A 20,402-nucleotide genomic window follows, 5' to 3' on the forward strand; every position below is an offset into this window, starting at 1 on the left:
CCCGGCAAAAAGAAAGCTCCCCCATGATGCCGGAGAGCCCGAAGATTGCCAAGCTTAACGGCAACTAGGCGTGTGTGCGCTTCTTAGTTGCCGTCTGTGAAGACAAGGTCGTACATATGCTTCCACGTATTCATATCGAACACGTCGGCGAGTTCCCCGTCCCCGAGCACCACGTAGCCGATCGCAAGTCCGACGACAAGCGCGACGACGCAGAGGACGGGAATAATCAATATTTTAACGGTCGTCCCCACGATCTGTCCGAAGAGGCTCCATACCGATCTCCTCTTCTTGGCTGCGGGACGATTAGACGCCGTCACGGCGCTCCCCCCTGTCATCCGCGCAAGTCGGTCGCCATCTGCATCATCTGGTCGGCCGACGACAAGGCCCGCGCGTTCAATTGGTATGCCCTCTGAACCGTGATAAGGTCCGCCATCTCCTCCGACAGATTTACGTTCGATTGCTCGAGAGAGCCTTGGCGAATCGCAATGCCGTTCGTCTCGTCCGGAGAAGCCGCAACCTCCCGCACGACGTCGTCGACGTTCACGTCGATCGGCACGCCGTACATGTTGTCCGATACCGCCTGCAACAGCTCCGGCTTCAGCACTTCGACCAGCTTCAGAGAACCGAGCTGCTGCTGGTCCATATTGTCCGCGCTGACGGCCGTGATCGTGCCGTCGTCCGCGATCCGAAGGCTGTAGCCTTCCGGCACATTCACGAACGACTCCTCTCCGTCGTTCAGAGCGACGACGGGATAACCGGAATTCGTCACCAGAAGACGGCTGCCGTCTTCCTGCGGCGTCAATTGGAAGGCGCCCTGGCGGGTGAACGCCCGCGAGCTGTCCAGCGTCATGCCGGAACGCACCTCGAAGAGAGCGTTGCCCTCGATCGCCACATCGGTCTCCAGGCCCGTCGCCTTCAGCGGTCCCTGGGACAAGTCGAGCGTCTGGGCGGCGAGGCGCGCGCCCCACCCTTGCGTGAAGCCGAGCGGCGTGCGGCGGCCGTCGAGCTCGAAGCTGTCCTCTTGCGGCTGAATATTGGTCAGAATATCTTCGAAGATCGCGTTCTTGCGCTTATACCCGTCAGTATTGACATTGGCGATATTATCGGCCAGAATATCGAGCTTCTTCTGCATCGCGCCCATGGATGCCGCGGCGCTGATCATGGAGTTGTTCATGCTTCGCACTCCCTATTCGCTAAGATGAGGAACCTTCGCCTATACCTTGCCGACTTCGTTGACCGCCTTCTGCAAGCTGGAGTCGTAGTATTTGACGACCTGCTGGTTGGCCGCATAGGCGCGCAACGCCGCCATCAAGTCGACCGCGGATTGGGCCGAATCGACGTTGGAGCGTTCCAGGAAGCCTTGCTGAATCGACACGCGGTCTCCGGCCTGCACCTGCTCGATGCCGTTCGGCTGTCCTTCGTAACGGAACAAGCCGTCCCCTTCGCGGATGAGCTGGTTCGGATTGGCTACCTTCGTCAGGTAGAGCTGTTGGCCGAGCGGCTCGTTCGTGGAGCTATCGTACAGCGTGCCGTCCGATGCGACCGTCACATTGTCCCAGCTCCCCTGAACGTTGATCGGCTGCCCGTTCGTGCCGAGCACCGCCAGCCCTTCGGAAGAGACAAGCGTGCCGTCCGCCGTCGTCTGGAAGCTGCCGTTGCGGGTATAGCGAAGCTCCCCGTCCGCCGACTGCAGCGTGAAGAACGCCTGCGGCTGATAGGTCACATTGCCCTGAGCGTCGACGTACTTGCCCGAATCGTCGAAGGCGGCGCCGTCGACGAGAATGTCGGAGATCAGCGCCATGTCCTGGGAGCGGTCCGTCTCCATCATATCTCCCTGGAGCAATCCGATCAAACTCTCTTCGGCGAACACGCCCGTGTTCAGCTTGCCGATCGTCCCGGAAGCCGAGGAATCCTGCCCCCCCATTGCGGCGATAAGCATCTCGGGAAAAGCCCGGTTCACGGAGCTCGTCCCCTTGTAGCCCGGGGTATTGAGGTTGGCGATGTTATTCGTCACCGTATCGTGGCGGCGCTGCTGCGCAATCATTCCCGATGTGGCCGTATACAGTCCCCTTAGCATAATTCCCCTCCTAGCTCATTTTCCTCGTCATCTTGTCCAGGTGGTCGAGCATAATCCCGGTTCCCTTCACGACGCAATGCATCGGATCTTCCGCGATCAGCACCGGCACCTTCAGCTCGTCCGCCAGCAGCGCGTCCAGGCCGTCGAGCAGAGCTCCGCCCCCGGTCAAGATAACGCCTCTATCGATAATATCGGCAGAGAGCTCCGGAGGAGTTCGTTCCAACACGGACTTGGCCGAGGACACGATGGAAGACACCGGCTCCCACAACGCCTCCCGAATCTCGTCGGAATAGATCGTTACGGTAAGCGGCAACCCCGACACCATGTCTCGGCCGCGAATGTCCATCTCCTCGCGCCTTCCGCCATTGTAGACGGTTCCGATCTTGATCTTGATGTCCTCGCTCGTTCTCTCGCCGATAAGCAGCTTATACTTGTTCTTTATGTACTTCATGATCGCCGCGTCGAACTTGTCCCCCGCGACCTTAAGAGAAGAGGCGGTTACGACGTCGCCCATCGACAATACGGCAACATCCGTCGTACCTCCGCCAATATCGACAACCATATTCCCGCTGGGCTGGAAGATATCCATGCCCGCTCCGATCGCGGCCGCCTTCGGCTCCTCCTCAAGGAAAACTTCCTTGGCGCCGCTTCTCTCCGCCGCTTCGCGGATCGCCTTCTGCTCGACGGACGTAATATTGGTCGGCGCGCAGATCAGAATGCGCGGACGGCCGTACCACGTCCGGCCGCCAATTCGGCTGATGAACGCCTTAAGCATCATATCCGTCACTTCGAAATCAGCGATGACCCCGTCCCTCAGCGGACGAATCGCAACGATATTGCCCGGGGTACGCCCCACCATGCGGCGAGCTTCCTCGCCAACCGCCAGAACCCGACGAGCGTCGCTCTCGATCGCAACGACGGAAGGCTCGTCAAGCACGACTCCTTTGCCTTTCACATGAATGGACACATTGGCGGTGCCCAGATCGATTCCGATGTCTTTGCTGAACATGTTCGAAGAATCCTCCACGGCGCTGTAATATCGTAATAGTATCAGATTCGCCGCAAGAACAGAAAATCCTCTTTTTGTCGAATAGAAACTTGGGCACCTACGCCTTCCCCGCCGTCAACACTTCGCGTTTCTTGACGGTTGTCTTCTTGTACTTGATTTTGGTCGCTTCTCCTCCCCTCAGATGACGGATCGATTTATGGTACTCGAGAATGTGTTTGACCTGATCCGCCAGATCCGGATTGATCTCCGGCAATCTCTCTGTCAGGTCTTTATGCACCGTGCTCTTGGAGACGCCGAATTCCTTGGCGATCGTCCGAACCGTGTTGCGAGTCTCCACGATGCAACGGCCGATCTTGATGGTGCGTTCTTTGATGTAATCGTGCACGCTCCCGCCTCCCTGCTCGATTAGATTGGTACAGTATATGAGGGGCGCGGTCACTTATTCTTTGTTCCGCAGGCTGACAAGCCCGGAAAGTCCATATCTGTCGCGAACAGTGGGTCTTCCGGCCGGAGGGAGGTGCCGAAGGGCCCATGGCTAACGGCAAAAAGGGCCTTCCTGAAGTCCTCGGACTTCAGGATGGCCCTCTTCTTATTCCAGAACTCAGAGTCCCCGGATCAGGCGGCGAATCACCAATTGGCGGTTCTCGTTCAGGTCGACCGTGTACGTCTTGGCGATCGGTTCCCCGTTCGCCTCCTGGATAATTCGGATGACCGGCCGATGCGCAAGCCGATTGGCAGTCTGCTCGACGATTCCGACCTGCCCATTGCTGAGCTCGACGAGCGAGGACACCGGGTAGACGACGACATGCTTCAGGAACGACTGGACGACGTCCATCCCGAAGTCGTAATTGCCCGCCGCGAACAAGTATTCCATCGCCTCGTTGCTCGGATAAGAATCGCGGTAATGCCGCTGCGAGAGCAACGCGTCATAAATATCCGCGAGGCCGACCAACTGGGCCAGCTCCGGGATGTCCTTGCCCCGGAACGAGAACGGATACCCGTGCCCGTCGAACCTCTCGTGGTGCAGGAGCGCCGCCCGCGCCGCCTGCTGGGGAATCGACTTGATCTCGGACAGCACCTTGTAGCCGATGCGGGTATGCTGCCGAACCGTCTCCCGCTCCTCGTCGGTCAGCTTGCGGTTCGCCTTGACGATGTTCTCGGGAAGACGGGTCATGCCGACATCGAACAGGAGCGAGCCCAGTGTCAGTTCCTCCATTCGGGACTTGTCGAAGCCCCTGACATCGCCGAGCACGTTCGAGAGGAGCGACACGTGGAGCGAATGGCGGAACAGTTGCGGATCGCTCTGCAGCATGACGTTCATCTCGTCGGCGATCGGCTTCTCGGCAAGCGCCGAGAGCACCCGCTCCCGGAAGTCGCGGCGGAACTTGACCGTCTCAAGGAAGGGCAGCGACAGCCGCGAGAACGTATGCTCCGACTCGACGAAGAGGCGGATGCTCTCTTGGGTCTTGGCCAGCGACTCTGCGTTGCTCTTCATCCCCGCGACGGCTTCGGTGATGCCCTCGTCCCGGAACACTTCCGGCCCCCGCTTCTTCGCTTTGGCGGCAGAGTCCGCCATGATCGTCCGTTCGCCCGGTTCCTTCACGCTCACTCGCTTGAAGCCGAGCGTGCGCAGCCGATGGATATAATATTCCGTAAGCACCGTGCCCGCCTCAAGCATGACCATCCCCCCTTTGGAGAGAAGGGTCTTGTTCACGACGTCCCCCGGGCGCAAGTCTTCTACGTGCAGCTCTCTCATGCAAGAATCTCCCCTCTGTCAGACAACCCGCAACCAATCCATTCTAGTGGTTCTATCGTACCATAATCTCACAGATAATGGGTTAATTAAATATCAAACAGTATACCAAAACCCAATTTATTCTAAACCATATATCAACTCGGTAAAATAACGGTAAAATCGAGATTCGAAGCGACGCCCTCTCCCTCCCCTCTCTTCCCCGCTCCCTCTCTCTTCCTCCCAATCTCCTTCCTCTTGATCTCCTTCCTCTTTCCTTCGATCCTTCTCTCTCTTCCTCTCGCCCTCTTGTTCTCTTGAACTCTTGTTCCCTTGCGCTCTCCCTCTCGCTCCTGTCTTCCCGGTGCGCTCCCCCGCAAGCCCCCCACCTTGGTCCCGGACTTTTGCGATTTTATATGATTTTTCACATTCATCGGCTTCGATTCCGGCGGATCGAGGCGTTTTATGTGATTTTTGGCATACATCCAGCATTTCGGACCGGAATTGCCGCCACGAATGTGATTTTTCGCATATAATCGCCCAAACAGCCGGCCATCGAGCAGCACTAATGTGATTTTTCACATATAAATCGGCAATCGGCAGCATCGGACGCTTCACTCGCTTTATCGCAGTCCCGCATCCCCCTTTATCCATAGAAAAAAAGCCCTGGGCCGTTAGCCCGGGGCTTTCTCTCTTGCCGCCTCTTACTGTTCCTTGACGAGCGAATGGGGATCGACCGGCTGGCCGTTGTTCAGCACCTCGAAGTGCAGATGAATGCCTTCGCTCGCTTCCATCTCGCTCCGATCCGCCATCGCGATCGTGTCGCCTTGCTTCACTTCATCGCCGACTTGCACCTTCAGATCGGCCAGGCTCTGATAGACGGTCTTCAGTCCGCCGGCATGCTCGATCTGAATCTCGTAGCCGTTGATCGGGCTCTTCTCCGCCACCGTCACCTTGCCGCTGAGCGCCGCGAGAACCTCGAAGCTCTTGCCGTCTGCCTGCGCGAAGTCAATGCCCGTATGCGGGGTGAACTTGTTGTCGTACTCGACGAGCGCGGCTTCGCGCTCTTCGGCAGAGCCGCTGGCGTTGTAGTAAGGCAGCGACACGGCCATGTCGGCCTTCTCGTCGTACGGCATGCGCAGCGATTCTGCCGGTACGGCCGCTTCGAGCGCTTCCTGACTGCCGGATGGGGTTGCTGCCGCCTCTTCGCTCTCGACGCTCGCTGTGCCGGCTACCGGTTCATTCGGAGTTTTCTCTCCGCCGGAGCCATTCAGCCAGAGAATCGTTACGATAATTGCGGCGGCGGCCATGTAGACGGCTGGGAAAACCCAACGCTTGCTGAACAATCTCTTGAGCCCCGTCGGCTTGACTTGCGAAGCCCCTGCGATTGGCTTGGAGGCCTCTTCGATCTTGCGAGTGTTTTTGTTTTGGTCACTCATTAGTTTATCACCTCAGTAAGCAAGTGTTGCCAGGCGATAGACTTTTATACGTGCGAGTTGCAAGATTTCTATTCTTATAGCGGTAGTTTCGCCATCCAGTCGGCCGCCCCGGCGAGCCCGACTCCTTTATAGTAGTATTCGACGATCTGTTCCGCCTTCATTCCTTGCTCGGCCATGCCCTCGGCTCCCCACTGGCTCATGCCCACTCCGTGCCCGTTCCCGTACGTCGTGATGCGGACTCCCTTCTTGTCCAGCTTAAGCGAGAACGCCGCCGAACGCAGGCCCAGCTTCTCCCGCACTTCAGCTCCGGGAATCCGTTCGTCCCCGACGAGCAGCTCCTTCACCCGCCCGCCCGCTGTCAGATCCAGAATCCGAACCTGCGCTTTGTTCCCTCCCGCCGCCGCTCCTATGGATTCCACCCCGATTTTCCGATAGAATTCGGTCAGGCCGAACGCGCTCTCTTCCTTCCAATCCGTCGCCACGGTCCGATCCCACGGGCTGTCTACCGACCTGAGATAGGGAACCTTGGCGGGAAAAACATCCTCCGAGTTCTCCGTGCGACCGTTGCTGGAAGCGAAGTAGAGCGCCTGGATCGGTTCTCCCTCGTAGACGATCACCTCTCCCTTGGTTCGTTCGACTGCGCGATCGATCTTGCTCCAGCCCTCCGCATCGGACTCCTTCAGCTTCTGCATCGCCTTCAGCGATTTATACACCTGGTGGCTCACCGTATCGGTCACATCCGCTTCGCTCGCCGTCCCCGTCTCCGGCAGCCCGCTCCGGTCCTCGAGAAGCAGCCGCCGCACGATATACGTCCGCGCCGCAAGCGCCTGTGCCGCCATCGCCTCCGGCTCGAAGGCAAGCGGCAGCTCGGCCGCGACGACTCCGCGCACGTACTGCTCCAGGCTCACCGACTCGACCCGCTTCTCCTCGCTCAGATACACCTTGATCTTCAAGCGATCGAGCGCCTGGATCGCCTTCGCTTCGGCAGCCTCCTTCGCCGCCGTTGCCGCCTTGCCTTCCGCTGCGGCCCCGGTCTTCGTTCCGGCTTCGGCGTTGCCCGCATTCCCTTCGGACGCCGAAGCGCCGCCGCCCGTATTCTCCTTGGTCGCCGCAACGCTGCCGTTCACCGTCGACACGGCGCCAGGCGCGCCGTCGCTCACAACCGCTTCCGCCGCCATTCGGTAGCTATTCTCATGAACGAACAGCCAGACGACGAGCCCGACCGCGATCCCTATGACGCAACCAATCCAATCGATCCTCAGCTTCCCGTTCATAGACTCTCCCTTCTCTTTCTCCTTCGTTGCTCCAAGTCTATGTAAGTTGAACGGGTGCTAGAACGAACGAGAGCCAACTTCCGCCTATCGCCGCAGCCCCCTCGCCCAGGAAGATAGTCCGACAGCCGCGAAAACAACCCCCTCAGTCCGCCCGCTTGCGCTCCGCCCCCTCTCCGCCCGACGATTTTATGTGTTTTTTCACATTCGTTCGGCGTTTGGTGTTCAAAGAAAATAAACGCTCCTGGTGCTTCCGGAATCGGAATTATTCTATTGAATCATAATGTGTGGTAAGATGAAGTAAAGAATGTAAAGAATATAAGGAAGGTTGTGTGGAAACATGGAAGTTTCAAGAATCAGCTCCAAAGGACAAGTCACCATTCCGAAGAGCATCCGCGATGCATTGAATTTAAGCGAAGGAGACCGGGTGGCCTTTATTCAGGATGATGGAAAGGTTGTCATTACAAAGGCAAGCTTATTGGCCCTCCGAGAGCTTCAAGATGCATTAAGCAAAGATGCAAAAGAGCAAGGCGTTTCTGAACAGGATGTGTTTGATGAACTGAAGCAGGTCCGGGAGGAACTTTGGAATGAGCGACAAAGAAAATAAAGGGTTAAGAGTATTCATTGATACCAATATTCTCATTTCTGCCGTCCTGTCCGAAACTTCTCTAAGCGCCAAGCTTCTGCGATATGTTATTGAAGAACATGAACTGGTTATTTGTAGCTATACACTAACCGAGGCTTCGAAGGTAATTGAACGGAAATTCCCGCAGCGCCTTTCTCTGTGGGACAAGTTTCTTACTTCGTTGGAATTCGAACTGACCTATACGCCTTCAGACCTTTCTTTGGTGCATGCTCCACCTATACGCGACAAAGCCGATCTTCCAATCCTAATTTCCGCCATAGTTGCGCAGCCTGATTTTCTGGTCACCGGCGATTATGATTTTCATACTCCGGATATTCGAGAATACTTCACTATCCTTACGCCTGCTGACTTTTTAAGAAGTTTTGGTCAAGAAATGAATCACTAACTTTAAGGAATAAAAAGGATTTTCATTAAACGTCTCGAACTCCAGAATGTCCGCGGCGAAGCCGGGCTTCACGTTCGGCGTGCCGGCGTAACGCGGTTAGGCGCAAAGCTTCATCTCATGCGGAGATGTACGCAACGGCTTCCGGATCGAGTGGCGCCGCTGCCTGTGACGGATGCGTGCTCGAGCAGTTGCAGGGTGGGGCCGGCGGGCATTCGATACGATGCGAGCCGAGCCGTTCCGCCCGGCGCCACAAGCGCGAACAAAAAACGGCCCTCCCGAAGAAGAGCCGCTCAGCGGTGTTCCTTCCAGGGAGAACCGTTCCGTTATCGCTTAATGAGTCGAGATGAATAAGGTCGAAGCCAAATTCGCACGTGGCGCACGAGACGTTACGCGAGCGTCGGCTGGATGCGAATGCGGGCCAGATCGGCCGGAGCCGCGGCGTGGCCTTTGATCTCTTCCAGAATCTTGGACGGATGGCGCGAAGCGCGCTCGGCTTCCGCCAGCAGCTCCTCTTCGGATGGAGCGCGGTAGACGTCGGCGCCGAGGCCCGCCAGCTTGCCGACGATATCCATGTAGCCGCGGTCGATGTGGTGCACGCCGGATACCTCCGTCGTGCCGTCCGCCGCCAAGGCCGAGCAGATCAGCGCCGCCCCCGCGCGAAGATCGGTCGCGCATACCTGCGCGCCCACGAGCCGGGCGTTGCCGGTCACGATGGCGGTGCGTCCGTCCACCTTGATCTGGGCGCCCATCTTGATCAGTTCGTCAACATGCATGAAGCGGTTCTCGAACACCGTCTCCGTCACGATGCTCGTGCCTTCGGCACGCAGCAGCAGCGCCATCATCTGCGCCTGCATATCGGTCGGGAAGCCCGGATACGGCAGCGTCTTCAGGTCAACCGCGCGCAGCGGATACTGCGCTCTCACGCGGATGCCGTTCTCGTCGCTGTCCACGACGACGCCCATCTCTTCGAGCTTGGCGACGACCGGACCGAGATGGTCGCGGATCGCGCCTTCAATGTAGACATCGCCGCCGGTCATTGCCGCAGCGACCATGTACGTGCCGGCTTCCACCCGGTCGGGGATGACGACGTGCTCAACCCCCGAGAGGCGCTCGACGCCCTCGATGCGGATAATGCCCGTTCCGGCGCCGCGAACCCTCGCGCCCATGGCGTTCAGGAAGTTCGCCAGATCGACGATCTCCGGCTCCTTGGCGGCGTTCTCGATCGTCGTTGTTCCTTCGGCGGTAGCAGCCGCCATCATAATATTCTCGGTTGCGCCGACGCTCGCGATATCCAGATAGATCCGCGCGCCGCGCAGCTTGCCTTCTACCCGCGCTTCGATGGAGCCTTGGCCGAAGCCGATCTCGGCTCCCATCGCTTCGAATCCCTTCAGGTGCTGGTCGATCGGACGAGTGCCGATGGCGCAGCCGCCCGGAAGAGAGATGCGCACCTTGCCAAGGCGGGCCAAGAGCGGTCCCATAACCAGGAAGGACGCCCTCATCTTGCGGACAAGCTCGTATGGAGCGTCGAAGGAGGTCAATTCGGAAGCGTTGAGCCGAACGCGGCCCTCTTCCTGAATGGCTCCTACTCCCAATGCCGACAGCACCTGTATAATGTTATGAACATCGTCCAGGGCGGGAACGTCATGAATGACGCACGATCCCTGTTCCGCCAATAGAGCAGCGGCAAGGATGGGCAGGACTGAATTTTTGGCGCCGTGTACGCGGACAGTCCCTTTAAGGGGCCGGCCGCCGCGGACGATGATTTTGCTCATGGGTGGTTCCCTCCGCGGGTATATAATCATTCCGAAGCCGCTCGACGCGAGAGGAACTTCAGAAAACCCAAACTCCATCATATCACCGTCTCGGCATCGCGCACAAGTAGCAAAAAATGTCGTTTTCACAGGGTTTTCGGAAAGCGCCTTCGCCCGGCGGACGCAGCTACGCCATATTATCCAGTGTTATCTTTACGCACTTACGTTATGCGGCCGCCGCTCAATTCGAACCGAACAGCCACTTCAGGGACGAAGTCCAGTTCCAATAATCAAGCAGGAACGCCGCCAATTGATGGCCGATCGCAACGGCCAGCAGGAGCTTCAGGATCTGGGCGCCGGGACCGAGCGGATGCTTCACCAGCTTCTCCCAGCGAACCTCCCGCAGCGCGACCCACGCGACCACGACGAGTCCCAGCGTGACGAACATCGAGAACAGCCCGTTCCAGCCGACCGATTGATACAGTTGCTCTTCATTCATTGGACGAATTTATCTCCCATCGCTATCGCTATATCGTCACCATCGTCTGCATCGCCATTTTCGCCATATCGCCATATCGCCCAGCCTGTCAGCGCTGCTTCGCCAGCTTAGCCAGCACCGCGGCCCATTCCGCCCTCGTGATCCCTTGATCCGGTCGGAAGTTCCCGTTCCCGTAGCCGGACATCCAGCCCTTGCGCACCACCGCATCGATGGCGGCCGCCGCTTGATGGGACGTCGGAACGTCCAGGAAGCGCAGCTTCGGAAGTCCCGTCTGAACGAGTCCTGCCGCATTCGCCACGAGCTGCGCCGCCTCCCCTCTCGTAATCGGTTGATCGGGCATCAGGCTAAGACCGGCGAAGCCCGAGAGCCAGCCTTCCGCTTCCGCCCGCAGAATGGAATCGTACGCCCAACGCACCGAGGATGCGTCGCGGTAGCTCGAACGAACCGCCTTGCGGGCAGGCTCGAACACGCGAACCGCAATGACGATCGCCTCCGCGCGGGTCATCTGCTTGTCGGGCATGAACTTCCCTTCGCCGTAGCCGCTCATCCATCCCTCCTTGACGACGGCCGCAATCGCGCCTTCCGCCCAGTGGCCGGACACGTCCTTGAAGGATTGCACCGCAGGCACCCCGTCAACCGTCAGGCTGTAATAGGAGTCTTGAATCGGCCGGTCGGCCTGCACCGAGACGTAGTACGTCCCCGGCTGCAGCAGGCGGTCGACTCCGAGCTTGGAGCTTCCCGCCGCATTGCTCCATTCCCCGAGCTGGACAGCCCCCTTGTCGTAAAGCTTAAGCGAAGCCTGAGCCGGAACGGGCACGCCGCTCAGCCGGAAGCCGAGCTGCATCGGCTCGTCGATCGTGAAGCGGTAGTAGTCCTTGTCGGAGTCGGACGAGATCAAGCCTTGGATCGCCGCTGTCGAGTTCACCCGGATCGCAGTCGCTTGCAGCGGCGAGTCGTTGGGCTCGTGAGCATCCACGTATGGAGTAATATATTCGAGCAGCACGTTGTAGGTCCCGATGACCGGGTCCGGATCGTCCGATACGGCATTGCGCACTTGTATGTAGTATTTGCCTGGAGCTGCGCTCGTTAGCACAAGCTGCTCGCTGCGGCCGCTTCCGTAGGTATCCTTCGTCCAGGTCGACTCTCCGCCGGCGCGCTCCACATAGATAGCCGGGTCGATCCGGGTTGTGCTCGGCTCCACCGTGATTCGCAGCTTGCCGGTCTTCGGCAGCGTGATCTGCACCCAATCGAGATCGCCTTGACGATCGAAGTTGCCCGTCCAGCTCTGCGTTCGCGGCGACAGGGAGAACGCCTGCAGCGGCGTGCCGTTCGGCTCCATGGCGTCGGCCGCCATCTTGAAGCTCGACACAAGCCGGTAAGCGAGAGCGCGGTTCGCTTCCCCTTTGCCCTTGTTCGTCTTCAGGTAATAACGACCGGAACGGACCGCCCAGGTGCGAAGGTTATCCCCAACAAGAAGCGGGGCGATCTCCTCCGACGAATTCGACGACTGCAGCAGCAGATTCGGGGCGGAGTCTCCCCCTTCCGGCAGGTTCCATCGCACGCTCAGCTCGCCGTCATAGGGAACGTCAAGCTTATACGTATCCCAATCCGATTCCGTCGTCCAGGTCCCGAGAACCTCGGAGCCAAGCGGGAAGGCGGACGCCGTCCCGCGGCTGTCGTTCGGCTCCCGCCAATCGACGCTGCCCTCTTCGGCAACCGCCAGGTCGGCCCGTACGATCCCGTAGCCTGTCTGCGGGTCCCAGCCCGGAGATGCGGCGTCCTGGGCGGTCCGGCGCAGCATCTCGCGCACCTGCGCCGGCGAATAGTCCGGCTTCGCCGCCATGAGGAGTGCGGCCGCTCCGGCAACCTGAGGCGCGCCCATCGAGGTGCCCTCGACGGACACCGTCCCTCCGTCGAGCTTGTAGGTGCTCACGGTCCACGGAGCCGCCAGGTCGACTTCGCTGCCCGGCGTCGACTCCGCCCGCGGCGTTAATCCGTCGCTGCCGCCGACGGCCAGCACCGTCGGGTAGGCGGCCGGATACTGGATCGCCGCCTTCTTCCCGAACTCGGCCGCATCGTTGCCTCCCGCCGCAATCAGCAGCACGCCTGCCTGCTCCGCCTGCTCCACTACCTTCCGCATCTCCGGAGCGTCCCTCCGGAGCCCAAGCGACAGAACGACGATGTCCGCCCGCTTCTCGATCGCATACTGAATGCCGCGAACGAGGCTGGCCTCGCTGCCTTCTCCGTTGCTGTCCAGCGCCTTGATCGGCATGATTTTCATTTTCCAAGCTGCACCTGCCGTACCTGCCGCCTCCGCGATCTGCGCGATGACGCCGGCGACCGCCGTTCCGTGGCCGTTGTCGTCCTCGGGAGACTTCTTGCTGTCCAGGAGATTGGCCCCATCCGTTAAATACTTCGCAAGCCCGGGATAATTTAAGTCCACCCCCGTGTCAACAATCGCAATCGTCCCCGTCACGTCTTCCTTCAGGGAACGCCAGGCCGCCGGAATTCCGATCGCCTGGAGGAAGTCTGCCGGCTTCGCGGGCGAGCCGGCGCCGGCTTGCGCATACGTCCATTCCGCCGCCCGGACGGCCGCGTTCCCCCTCTCCGTCATATAAGCCTCGTTCGGACCGGCAGAAGCCGCAGGTTCCGCCCCCGCGCAAGGAACGGCTCCCAGAACCGCAGCCCATAGAAGGATATGCGCCGCCGAACGCTTCATGTCGATCACACCTTTGCACGAACTCTCTTCCTGTTGATTAAACGCCGTGTGGAATGTTGAATCGCACGCGGCCGATTCCGATCGATCGAATGGCCCCATTCGGCGAATCGCCAGGTTCTCCTTTTCTAATTCGATTTTCGACGCGTTCTTCCCTTCTACAGGTGGGAAAAAGAGGACTTTCGTCGCACAGACGATTACGGAGGAGGAAAAAGTAGAGCGATGGGAGCAGTTGCCCTGCTGCGGCGCGGGGACGCAGACACGGAACGGGCGGCATCGGGGCGATCCGGGCGGAGCCGCACGAGCAGGTGCTGCGATGCTCCTGAACGAAGGGGAGAAGAGGCATAAGGTTCGGTCTGCCGCTGCCGGCAAAGGACTGCAAAGAACAGCAGGCCCGACGGCAGAACTGCCGGATCGGGCCTGCGGGCAGGAGCAGAAGCGGTTATCTCGAGAAGAAATCCGTCGTTAAGGAGAAGAGGCCGTCCACCCATTCCAGGATCGGCTTCGGCAGGAACCCCATGGCGACGGTGGCCGCGGCACAGATCCAGATGACGAGTCCGGTCGGGACCGGCACCGTCACCGGCAGCTCGCTCTCTCCTCCGCGCAGATACATCTGGCGGATGAAGGAGAAGTAGACGTAGTAAGAGATGACCGTTGAAGCCAGCAGAACCGCCGCCAGCCAATACTCCTTCGTCTGGACCGTGCCGAACAGGATGAACAGCTTGCCGAAGAAGCCGCCCGTCACCGGCAGACCGGCCAGGGAGCAGACCAGGACGGTCATCGCGGCGGCTGTCCAAGGCGCCCGGTGGTACAAGCCCGCGAAGCCCGACAGCTCCTCGCTCTTCGCCCCGCGGGCGACCACCGCGACAACGGCGAACGCTCCCGCGTTCATAAGGACGTACGCCAGCAAGTAGTAGATGAACTCCGAGAACAACGACGCGTGGAAGTTCGTCACGTCCAGCGCCAGCGGGATCAGCAGAATGCCCGCGTTCGCCACCCCGGACAGCGCCAGCAGCCGCTTCGCGTTCTGCTGCCGCAGCGCCCCCGCGACGCCGACGAGCATCGCGGCCGCCGCCAGCACCTTCAGCGCCAGGTACAGATCGTCGCGCAGTTGCGTGTTGTCGGCATATGCGTACAAGGCGGTGTTCACGAAGATGCGATACAGCATCGCGAACGCCGCCCCCTTGGCGACAACGCCGAGGAACGAGGTGACCGGCGTCGGAGCTCCCTGGTAAACGTCGGGCGCCCAGGCATGGAAGGGAGCGAGCGCCAGCTTCAGCGCGAAGCCGACAATCAGCAGGAAGAAGGCGACGTACACCATCGCCGGGGATTCCGCAACGGCATTGCCGATCGCATCCCCGATCCCGCTAAGCCTCGTCGACCCGGTCATGCCGTACAGGAAGGACATCCCGTACAGCACGAACGCCGACGCCGTTCCGCCCGTGACCACGTACTTGAACGCGGCCTCGCCGGATATTCCCGCGCTCTTGCGGGCGGCGACGAGAACGTACGAGGTGATGCCGAGCAGCTCCATGCCGATGAACAGCGTGATCAAGTCGCCGGAGGACGCCATGACCATCGCCCCCAGGACGGCAGGAAGAACAAGGTAGTAGAACTCCCCCTTGATCGGAATCTCGTCCGTCCTCGTTGTTCCCAGCGAGGCCAGAACGATCAGCGCCGTCGCTCCGAGGAACACGAGCTTGAGCAGGTTGCCGAAGTCGTCTACCCGGTAGCTGCCGTCCAGCAGATTGCGGAACGGCTCCTTGCCCGCTTCCTCCCAGGTCGAGAGATCGTGAATATGCCAGCCGACGAAGACGCCGGCCGCAATAAGCCCAAGAAGCGCGCCCCAGCCGATAATATTCCTGCCGATTCGCTTCGGCAGCGCCAGATCCAGAATCGCCAGCACGATCGTGAACGCGGCGAGGACGATCTCCGGGGCCAGATACCATGTGTCGTGCCAAGTCAAGGTCTGCACCACTGTCTGCATCTTCTCACCTCCCGGCCGCAGACTGAAGGAGTTTAAGCGCGCCGTCGAAGCCGTGCGCCATCGCGTCCGTCAGGAGCGACGGATACACGCCGAGCAGCACGATCAGCGCCGTCAGCGCAATCATCGGCAGCGCCTCGACGAAGCGGACGTCCCGCAGACCCGCGAAGCGGTCCGGCAACGCCCCGTACGTCATGCCGAGCACGCCGCGAAGGACGTAGACCGCCGAGAACAGCAGCCCGAGAACGCCGACTGCGACCAGCCACGGATACGAGTCGAACAGCCCGAGGAAGCTCAGGAACTCTCCGACGAACCCGGACAGGCCCGGAAGCCCGAGCGAGGCGAGCCCCGCCGTCAGCAGAATGCCCGACGTGAACGGCAGCGCGCTCGCGAGCCCGCCGAGCTCGTCGATTCGGGTCGTCCCGGTTCGCTCGTACAAAGTCCCGACGATCAGGAACAGCAGCGCGGAGATCAGGCCGTGCGAGACGCTCTGGTAGATCGCCCCCTCGAAGCCCGTCTCGTTCAGCGCGGCGATCCCGAGCAGCACGATGCCCATATGGCTGATGCTCGAGTAGGCGAGCATCAGCTTGAATTCCTTCTGGACGCAGGCGAGCACGGCTCCGTACACGATATTGACGACGCCCAGCGCGGCCAGCGCCGGCGCCCATGCCCGAAGCTGGTCGGGCAGCAGGAACGCCCCGAAGCGGAGCAGCCCGTACGCCCCCATCTTGAGCAGGATGCCGGAATGGATCATAACGACCGGAGGCGCCGCCTCGGTGTGGACCTTCAGCATCCACGTGTGGAACGGGAAGAGCGGAAGCTTGATGCCGAAGGCGACGACAAGCAGAGCGAAGGCCGCCCCCTTCAGCGAATCCGACAGGAACATGGAGCCGTTCAGGTTCGCCGCCGCGTTCGGGTCCGCCAGATTCGCCGCCAGCACGTCATAGCTTCCGCTGAAGCTCAGCGCCGCGCCGGAAGCCGTCTGCTCGATGCTGAAGCCCGCCGTCGCGATCAGCATCAGGAACGCCAGCAGCATAACCGCCGAGCCGAGCCCGTTGTAGACAAGGAACCGCTTGGCGGCATTCTCCCGGCTGAAGTAGCCCCAGATTCCGATGAGGAAGAACATCGGAATCAGCGTCATCTCGAAGAAGATAAAGAATACGGTCAGGTCCCGCGCGAGGAACACCCCGTACATGCCCGTCTGCAGCAGCAGGAACAGGACGTAATACAGCTTCCATCGCTTGCGGATCTGAACGGAGGCGAGCGCAGCCATCGAAGCGACGACTCCCGTCAGCAGCACAAGCGGGAGCGAGATGCCGTCGACGCCCATCCGGTAATCGAAGAGCAGCCGGTAGGAGGTTGCCCCATTGGCGGAGAGCCCCGCTTCCATGTTCAGAGGAACGGACAGCCAGGTCAGCTTCTCCGCGAACGCTTCTCCGCCGAGCAGCGGCTCATAGGCGATGTACAGCGCCACTGCGGCGAGCAGCGGAGCGAAGGTGAACGCAAGCGCCATCCCGCGAATCAGCCGAGCCCGCCCCTGAGGGACAAGCAGCAGGACAAGCGCCCCGACGAGCGGCAGGAAAGCAATCATCGATAAGATCGGAAGATCGTCCAGCATCACCAGAACCTCCTTCCGGCGATGGCCACAATCAGAATGACGGCGCCTGCCAGCGCGGCCAGGCCATAGGTTTGCAATTGACCGCTCAGCAGCCTCGTGTTCAGCTTGCCCGCTGCCTGAACGGAGCGGCCGACAAGGCGCACGGCCCCGTCCACGACCACCTCGTCGAAGACGTGAAGAGCGCGGCCCAGCACGGCAAGCGGACGTACGAACGCGATGTCGTACAGCTCGTCGATATAGAACTTGCGCTCAAGGATTCGGACCAGCCCCGGCGCCTTCGCCGCGGCCGCCGACACAGCCGCTCCCTTCCTGCCGTAGACCAGCCAGCCCAGCAGCAGACCCAGCAGCGAAGCGGCCACCGAAGCGGCGACGACAACGCCGTTCCAGCCTCCCGCCCCCGCTTCCTCCTCACCCGCTCCCGAACCTGCAAGCCAGCCCGGCAGCCATTCGTTCCACGGCGTCCAGACGAAGCCGGCGGCGACGGTCAGGACGGCCAGAATAACGAGCGGCACGGTCATCGCCGCCGGCGACTCCTTCGCGTGGACATAGACGACCGCCTCGCCCCGCGACGAGCCCGTGAAGACGAGGAAGAACAGCCTCGCCATGTAGAGCGCCGTGAACAAAGCCGTGACGACCGCGACGGCGAACAGCCATGGGCTCTTCTCCAGCGCGGCGGCGAGCACCGCGTCCTTCGACCAGAAGCCGGACAGCGGCGGCACGCCCGAGAGCGCAAGCGCCCCGATGCCGAACGTCCAGGCCGTCAGCTTCATTCGACGGCCGAGGCCGCCCATCTCGCGGATGTCTTGCGTATGTACGGCATGAATGACGCTGCCCGCCGCCAGGAACAGGAGCGCCTTGAAGAACGCGTGCGTGAACAGGTGGAACATCGCCGCAGCCGCCGCTCCGGAGCCGAGCGCCAGCATCATGTAGCCGAGCTGGCTGACCGTCGAGTACGCCAGCACCCGCTTGATGTCGTTCTGCGCGAGGCCGATCGCTGCGGCGAAGATCGCCGTGAACGCCCCGACGAGCGCGACGACCGTCAGCGCATTCGGCGAAGCCTCGAAGACGTCGAACGTCCGCGCCACCAGATAGACGCCGGCCGCCACCATCGTCGCCGCGTGGATCAGGGCGCTGATCGGCGTCGGCCCCTCCATCGCGTCTGGCAGCCAGACGTGCAGCGGGAATTGGCCCGACTTGCCGACGGCGCCGAGGAAGATAAGCAGCGCGATCAGCGTCGTAAGCGAGTCCGAGAGCGCTTCGCTCTGCGAGTGGAAGACATTGTACAAGCTCGTATAATCGAGCGCGTGGTTCGGCATGTTCCAGTAGAGCAGCAGAATCGCGATAAGCAGGCCGAGGTCGCCGATCCGCGTCACGACGAACGCCTTCTTCGCGGCCGCCCGCGCCTCCGGCTTGCGGAACCAGAAGCCGATAAGCAGGAACGAGCACACCCCGACGAGCTCCCAGCAGACGTACAGCGTGAGCAGGTTGTCGGCCAGCACCAGCCCGAGCATCGAGGCGGTGAACAGCGCGACGTAGGCGAAGAAGACGGAGATTCTCTCGTCGTCCTTCATGTAGGAGAGCGAATAGACGTTCACGAGCAGCGCAACGAGCGTGACGATCACGAGCATAAGCGCCGTCAGGTTCGTCACCTCGTACCCCGCGTGCAGCACGACGCCTCCCGCTCTGAGCCACTCGATCCTTCCGGTGTAATCCTCCGCCGAATCTCCGAGTCTCTCGGCGGCGATCAATAGAGCGAGCACGAACGAGAGCAGCGATGCCGCCGTCGCGACGATTGCGCCGGCCTTGCCGAGTCCCCGGCCCATCGCGGTCAGGACGGCGAACGCCGTGAGCGGGAACAGCGGGGCAAGCCAGGCAACCTGCGAGAAAACAATGTCCATACCGCTACCTCCTCAGCTCGTTGAACTCGTCGACATTCACCGTCGCCCGGCGGCGGTACAGAGAGATAAGCACGGCGATGCCGACGGCGGCTTCCGCGGCCGCGACCGTCATCGTGAAGAGCGAGAACACCTGGCCGCGCAACGACGCATTGATCCCGTACTTGGCGAAGGCGACCAGGTTCAGGTTGACGGCGCTGAGCATCAGCTCGATGGAGAGCAGCACGATAATCGCGTTCCGCTTCGTGAGCACACCGTACAAGCCAAGGCAGAAGAGCACGGCGGCCAGCGTCAGATACGACCCAAGCATCGTCATGGCGTCTTCCCCTCCTCTCCGGACAGGGGTGCAGGTTTATTTTCCGCAGCAGGTTCGGCCCCTTCGCCATTCCCGCCTTCCGGCTCCCGCTTCGCCAGCGCCACCGCGCCGATGAAGGCGACGGTCAGCAGCACGGACACCAGCTCGAACGGGATCGCGTACGACGAGTAGAGAAGCTTGCCGATCGCCATCGTGTTGTCCGCCGGAAGCTCGCCCGTCGGCACGGGGAACGAGGCGCTGCGGATCGCGTAGAACAGAATGCCGAACAGGCACAGGCAGCCGATGGCGGCCAGCGTCTCGAGCAGCGGTCTTCCCGTCTCGCTCCCTTCGCTCTGATGCTTCGTCATCATGATGCCGAAGATCATCAGAATCGTGACCGCCCCGACGTAGAGCAGCACCTGCACGAATGCGACGAACTCGGCCTGCAGCAGCACGTACAAGCCGGCCAGCGAGACGAACGTGAACGCCAGCGAGACCGCCATATGGACAACCTTCGCGAAGTTGATCGCCAGCACGGCGCCGACGATCGCGCACACGGCCAGCAGGAAGAAGGCGAAGAATTCCCCGGTGAACTCGATGTTAACGTTGTTGAACACGGCTTATTTGGCGCCCCCTCTCTGGGGAGCTCCGATGTTGTTGTTGTCCTCGCGAATATTCCGGTTGTTCTCGTACAGCCAGTCGCGGTCCTTGAACAGATCGTCCCGGCTGTAGGCGGCCAGCTCGAAGTTGTTCGTCATGACGATCGCCTCGGTCGGGCACACCTCCGTGCACAGGTCGCACAGGATGCAGATCTCGAAGTTCAGGTCGAACGTGTCGATGACCTTGCCCTTCTTCTCCGGGTCCGGATTCGGCTTGCCCGTCAGCGTGATGCAGTCGGTCGGGCAGATGCGGGCGCACTGGTTGCACACGATGCACTTGTCCGGCTCGAAGTATTGCACCCCGCGGAACCGGTCCGGCATCGTTATCGGCACGTCGGGATACTTCATCGTGACCTTCTTCGCCCCGAGCGTCCGCAGCGTCACCTTCAGCCCCTTGACAATCCCCGTTCCTCTTATCGCCATACG

The 20,402-nt window shown here is 60.9% G+C and carries 20 protein-coding genes; 2 read left to right on the forward strand and 18 right to left on the reverse strand.

All coding sequences use genetic code 11. The features are described from left to right. Positions 1 to 83 precede the first annotated feature (83 nt). The 9 genes from E6C55_RS30480 to spoIID all read right to left on the reverse strand — a co-directional run bounded on the left by E6C55_RS30480 (position 84) and on the right by spoIID (position 7,531). Positions 84 to 317 (reverse strand): DNA-directed RNA polymerase subunit beta, encoded by a 234-nt coding sequence (locus tag E6C55_RS30480; protein ID WP_230986929.1) that lies wholly within the window; start codon positions 315 to 317, stop codon positions 84 to 86. Positions 318 to 331: 14 nt separating this feature from the next. Beyond that, complete coding sequence (locus tag E6C55_RS30485) at positions 332 to 1,174, reverse strand: flagellar hook-basal body protein (RefSeq protein ID WP_136373619.1); 843 nt, start codon at positions 1,172 to 1,174, stop codon at positions 332 to 334. Positions 1,175 to 1,213: 39 nt separating this feature from the next. Further along, complete coding sequence (locus E6C55_RS30490) at positions 1,214 to 2,077, reverse strand: flagellar hook-basal body protein (protein ID WP_136373620.1); 864 nt, start codon at positions 2,075 to 2,077, stop codon at positions 1,214 to 1,216. A 10-nt stretch (positions 2,078 to 2,087) separates the two neighbouring features. Next, positions 2,088 to 3,086 carry a rod shape-determining protein MreB gene (gene mreB, locus E6C55_RS30495; protein ID WP_136373621.1) on the reverse strand — a complete coding sequence of 333 codons (999 nt, stop codon included), beginning with the start codon at positions 3,084 to 3,086 and terminating at the stop codon, positions 2,088 to 2,090. A 97-nt stretch (positions 3,087 to 3,183) separates the two neighbouring features. Then, entirely contained in the window at positions 3,184 to 3,471 is a 288-nt protein-coding gene (spoIIID, locus tag E6C55_RS30500; protein ID WP_027094289.1) for a sporulation transcriptional regulator SpoIIID, read from the reverse strand. Positions 3,472 to 3,687: 216 nt separating this feature from the next. Next, positions 3,688 to 4,842 (reverse strand): HD-GYP domain-containing protein, encoded by a 1,155-nt coding sequence (locus tag E6C55_RS30505; protein ID WP_136373622.1) that lies wholly within the window; start codon positions 4,840 to 4,842, stop codon positions 3,688 to 3,690. Between the two features lie 134 nt (positions 4,843 to 4,976). Then, a complete protein-coding gene (locus E6C55_RS30510; RefSeq protein WP_136373623.1) occupies positions 4,977 to 5,252 on the reverse strand; it encodes a hypothetical protein in 276 nt (91 codons plus the stop codon). Between the two features lie 270 nt (positions 5,253 to 5,522). After that, complete coding sequence (locus E6C55_RS30515) at positions 5,523 to 6,257, reverse strand: M23 family metallopeptidase (RefSeq protein ID WP_136373624.1); 735 nt, start codon at positions 6,255 to 6,257, stop codon at positions 5,523 to 5,525. Positions 6,258 to 6,331: 74 nt separating this feature from the next. Next, complete coding sequence (spoIID, locus tag E6C55_RS30520; protein WP_136373625.1) at positions 6,332 to 7,531, reverse strand: stage II sporulation protein D; 1,200 nt, start codon at positions 7,529 to 7,531, stop codon at positions 6,332 to 6,334. A 337-nt stretch (positions 7,532 to 7,868) separates the two neighbouring features. Here spoIID and E6C55_RS30525 point away from each other — a divergent pair, with 337 nt between their 5' ends. Both E6C55_RS30525 and E6C55_RS30530 read left to right on the forward strand, forming a co-directional pair. Beyond that, positions 7,869 to 8,135, forward strand: a complete 267-nt coding sequence (locus E6C55_RS30525; protein ID WP_136373626.1) for an AbrB/MazE/SpoVT family DNA-binding domain-containing protein — start codon at positions 7,869 to 7,871, stop codon at positions 8,133 to 8,135. Then, positions 8,116 to 8,559, forward strand: a complete 444-nt coding sequence (locus E6C55_RS30530; protein WP_136373627.1) for a putative toxin-antitoxin system toxin component, PIN family — start codon at positions 8,116 to 8,118, stop codon at positions 8,557 to 8,559. Before E6C55_RS30525 ends, E6C55_RS30530 begins: the two co-directional genes overlap by 20 nt. Before the next feature lie 386 nt (positions 8,560 to 8,945). Here the strand turns inward: E6C55_RS30530 and murA are convergent, their stop codons facing one another. From murA to nuoI, 9 genes are all read right to left on the reverse strand, one after another. Beyond that, a complete protein-coding gene (gene murA / locus E6C55_RS30535) occupies positions 8,946 to 10,331 on the reverse strand; it encodes a UDP-N-acetylglucosamine 1-carboxyvinyltransferase (protein ID WP_136373628.1) in 1,386 nt (461 codons plus the stop codon). Between the two features lie 220 nt (positions 10,332 to 10,551). After that, positions 10,552 to 10,809: a DUF1146 family protein gene (locus tag E6C55_RS30540; RefSeq protein ID WP_136373629.1), complete on the reverse strand. Its 258-nt coding sequence runs from the start codon at positions 10,807 to 10,809 to the stop codon at positions 10,552 to 10,554. An 88-nt stretch (positions 10,810 to 10,897) separates the two neighbouring features. Next, a complete protein-coding gene (locus E6C55_RS30545; RefSeq protein ID WP_168735964.1) occupies positions 10,898 to 13,528 on the reverse strand; it encodes a S8 family serine peptidase in 2,631 nt (876 codons plus the stop codon). A gap of 439 nt (positions 13,529 to 13,967) precedes the next feature. Further along, on the reverse strand, positions 13,968 to 15,512 hold the full coding sequence (locus E6C55_RS30550; protein ID WP_136373631.1) for an NADH-quinone oxidoreductase subunit N: 1,545 nt from the start codon (positions 15,510 to 15,512) through the stop codon (positions 13,968 to 13,970). Positions 15,513 to 15,516: 4 nt separating this feature from the next. Further along, entirely contained in the window at positions 15,517 to 17,127 is a 1,611-nt protein-coding gene (locus tag E6C55_RS30555; protein ID WP_136373632.1) for a complex I subunit 4 family protein, read from the reverse strand. Then, on the reverse strand, positions 17,127 to 19,025 hold the full coding sequence (gene nuoL, locus E6C55_RS30560) for an NADH-quinone oxidoreductase subunit L (RefSeq protein ID WP_136373633.1): 1,899 nt from the start codon (positions 19,023 to 19,025) through the stop codon (positions 17,127 to 17,129). The genes E6C55_RS30555 and nuoL overlap by 1 nt, the downstream gene beginning before the upstream one ends. 4 nt (positions 19,026 to 19,029) lie before the next feature. Beyond that, positions 19,030 to 19,338: an NADH-quinone oxidoreductase subunit NuoK gene (gene nuoK, locus E6C55_RS30565; RefSeq protein ID WP_136373634.1), complete on the reverse strand. Its 309-nt coding sequence runs from the start codon at positions 19,336 to 19,338 to the stop codon at positions 19,030 to 19,032. Beyond that, a complete protein-coding gene (locus E6C55_RS30570; RefSeq protein ID WP_136373635.1) occupies positions 19,335 to 19,934 on the reverse strand; it encodes an NADH-quinone oxidoreductase subunit J in 600 nt (199 codons plus the stop codon). The genes nuoK and E6C55_RS30570 overlap by 4 nt, the downstream gene beginning before the upstream one ends. A gap of 3 nt (positions 19,935 to 19,937) precedes the next feature. Beyond that, entirely contained in the window at positions 19,938 to 20,399 is a 462-nt protein-coding gene (gene nuoI, locus E6C55_RS30575) for an NADH-quinone oxidoreductase subunit NuoI (RefSeq protein ID WP_136373636.1), read from the reverse strand. Positions 20,400 to 20,402: the final 3 nt, after the last annotated feature.

The sequence above is a fragment of the Cohnella fermenti genome, assembly GCF_004801405.1.
Classification (GTDB): Bacteria; Bacillota; Bacilli; order Paenibacillales; family Paenibacillaceae; genus Cohnella; species Cohnella fermenti.